A 3001-nucleotide genomic window follows, 5' to 3' on the forward strand; every position below is an offset into this window, starting at 1 on the left:
ACTATGGTTGTAAAACCAAAACCTATTGCAATAGCAATTCCTACTATAGAAGTATTTCTAACTGTAAGGGGTTGTTCTGTTATCATCCTAATCCCATTCATAGTGATAGCTGCAAATACTGAAAGAGTTGCGCCACCTACTACTGGAGCTGGGATGGTTGTTAAAAGAGAAGATATCTTTGGCATAAAGCCTGCTACTAAAATAATTAAGCCAGCTTGGAAAAATACCTTTCTATTTATAACCTTATTTACAGAAATAATACCAGCATTTTGTGAAAATGTAGCTGTTGGTAGGCATCCTATAAAGGAACCTATAACATTTGCCACACCAAAACCAACTATACCACCCCTAAGCTCATCTGATGTAGGCACCCTGTCCATTCCACCAATGGTTGTTGATGACATATCTCCAATTCCTTCTATACAAGTAACCATAAAAATTATTATAAAGGAAATAATAGCTGACACGTCAAACTTAAGCCCAAAGTGAAGTGGAGCTGCAACTGATAACCAACCTGCTTCTCTAACTGGTGATAGGTCAACCATATCAAAGAAAAACGCTACAATATAACCTACAACCATGGCAAACAATACTGAAGCAAGCTTGGTAATTCCCTTGCCAAAGTGGTTAAGACCAACATTTACTACAAGGGTAATTATACCTATTAGCCAGTACTGTGGGGCTCCCCATCCTGGGGCAGTAACTGATCCTGCTCCACCCATATTTGTAAGAGCAACAGGATAAAGGGTAAGGCCTATCGCCAAAACTACTGTTCCTGATACAAGTGGTGGGAAAAATGGTGTTATGTACTTAAGAGCAAGACCAAACACTACTGAAACAAGAGCTCCTATAAGCTGACTACCTAAAACTACTGCTACAATTCCTGCAGGACCTGCTGATTCAAATTGACCACAAAGGGCAATCATTGTTGGTAAATATGCAAAGGATACACCATATATCACAGGAAGCCTACTACCTAGAATACCTATTGGATAAAGCATCAAAAATGATGTAAGGGCTGAACCAATTAGGGCCATTTGTACAATTATTATGCTATCCGCATGGCTAAGGCCTGCTGCATCTGCAAAAATCAAGGCTGGAGCTACACAACCTGCAATCATAGCGATTACGTGTTGGAGGGCTAGGGGGAAGGATTCTTTAAAAGGAACATCCCCTTCAAATTGAAACAATTCTTTAAATTTACTTTCCATTATCTCTCCTATTTTTTATTTGGATAAAGAAAAAGCCACCTCCTGGTGACAAGAATATTCATTTACCCTAGTTCTGTTTTTGAAATGGCTTAAATAAATAAGAATAAATGTAAAATTTATTTTACACCACTTCAAGATAAGTTATACATTTAAAAATGCTTAAGTCAAGTGATTTTTACCAGCTTGTTTTATGGTATATTTTAAAATCACCTATAAGTTCTTAAGTTTTTATTTTCTCATAAAAGAAGTAAAATAGAAGAATAGTAGCGAAAATTAGAAGATGGAGATTAGTTAATGAAATTAGTAATACCAGAAGATTATAAATCAAACGAGGACCTTTATAGGACCCAAGTTTTAATAAAAGAAATAAAAGATTATTTTCAAATTAACCTAGCCAATAACCTAAACTTAAAAAGAGTATCTGCCCCTCTTTTTGTATCAAGTAAGTCAGGACTTAATGATAACCTAAATGGAGTAGAAAAACCTGTTTCTTTTAAGCTAGCTGAAGCTGATAATGAACAAATGGAGATAGTTCACTCCCTTGCTAAGTGGAAAAGATTTGCCCTTATGGAATACAAATTTAAGAGCCATGAAGGCCTATATACTGACATGAATGCCATTAGGGCAAGTGAAGAACCTGACAATACTCATTCTTTTTACGTTGATCAATGGGATTGGGAACTTATTATAGATAAGAAAGATAGAACAGAAGCTTACCTAAAAAGAGTAGTAGATACCATTTATAGGACCATGAAAAGTCTAGATGAATACCTCTGTACCCTTATTCCTACCAGATCCAAGCTTTTAAAAGATCAAATCAGGTTTATCACTAGCGAAGAACTTTTACAAAAATATCCAAATAAGACAGCCAAGGAAAGGGAAAGATTAGCAGCCAAAGAATATGGAGCAATCTTTTTATCTCAAATAGGAACCATCCTTTCTAATGGTGACAAGCACGATAACCGTGCTCCAGACTATGATGACTGGTTACTAAATGGCGATATAATCGTCTATAACCCAGTCCTTGATGATGCTCTAGAGCTTTCATCTATGGGTATTAGGGTTGATAGTTTTAGGCTAAATGAACAATTAAAACAATCAGGCAACCTTGATAGACTAAAATACGACTACCATAGGATGCTACTTGATGATAAGCTTCCACAAACTATAGGTGGAGGTATAGGCCAATCAAGACTATGTATGTTCTTTTTACAAAAAGCTCATATAGGCGAAGTCCAAGTATCCTACTGGCCAGATGACCAAAGAAGAACCCTTGCCAACAAGGGCATCCAATTATTATAAAAACAAGAGCGAGGAAATTTCCTCGCCTTTTTTTATAAATTTTCATAACTTATAAACTTTTTTACTTATCTCTCAGATATTCTTTTATCTCAGCTATAAAAATATCTCCGTATTGGATAAGTTTTTTCTCTCCTACTCCCTTTATTTTTAAGAAGTCTTCTTCATTTTTTGGCTTATTTACAGCCATGTCCCTCAGTGATTGGTCGGAGAAGATTATAAAGGGTGGGACTTTTCTAAGTTTTGATAAATTCAACCTTACTTTTCTTAGTCTTTCAAAGAGGTCTTGGTCCACATCAGATGTAATTTCTTTTCTAGGATATTTTTTGTTAGTATCATACTCTACCCTTCTTGCAAAAAACTTTACCTTAGAAAATAAAATATCCTTGGACTTTTCCGTAAGGGCTAGAACTGGATAATCAAGACCTACTACCTTGATATAACCATCTGCCACTAGGACCCCTATCAAATCCTTAATCTCCTTTGCATTT

Annotated in this window: 3 protein-coding genes; 1 reads left to right on the top strand and 2 read right to left on the bottom strand. The window is 35.8% G+C overall.

The window, feature by feature from the left end:
- Nucleotides 1-1211: uracil-xanthine permease family protein (locus tag Q0410_RS00580; RefSeq protein WP_299031635.1), on the bottom strand; the 1211-nt coding region annotated here is incomplete at its 3' end.
- A gap of 294 nt (nt 1212-1505) precedes the next feature.
- On the opposite strand from Q0410_RS00580, the gene asnA reads away from it, so the two are divergent.
- Entirely contained in the window at nt 1506-2513 is a 1008-nt protein-coding gene (gene asnA, locus Q0410_RS00585) for an aspartate--ammonia ligase (protein ID WP_299031638.1), read from the top strand.
- 61 nt (nt 2514-2574) lie between these two features.
- Here asnA and Q0410_RS00590 read toward each other — a convergent pair.
- Nucleotides 2575-3001 (bottom strand): HRDC domain-containing protein (locus Q0410_RS00590; protein ID WP_299031642.1); only part of this gene is annotated, 427 nt, incomplete at its 5' end.

The organism is uncultured Anaerococcus sp. (genome assembly GCF_937934665.1).
Classification (GTDB): domain Bacteria; phylum Bacillota; class Clostridia; order Tissierellales; family Peptoniphilaceae; genus Anaerococcus.

Excerpts from the sequence above, each read along its gene's own strand:
- asnA (WP_299031638.1), top strand. The coding sequence starts at position 1,506 with ATGAAATTAGTAATACCAGAAGATTATAAATCAAACGAGGACCTTTAT.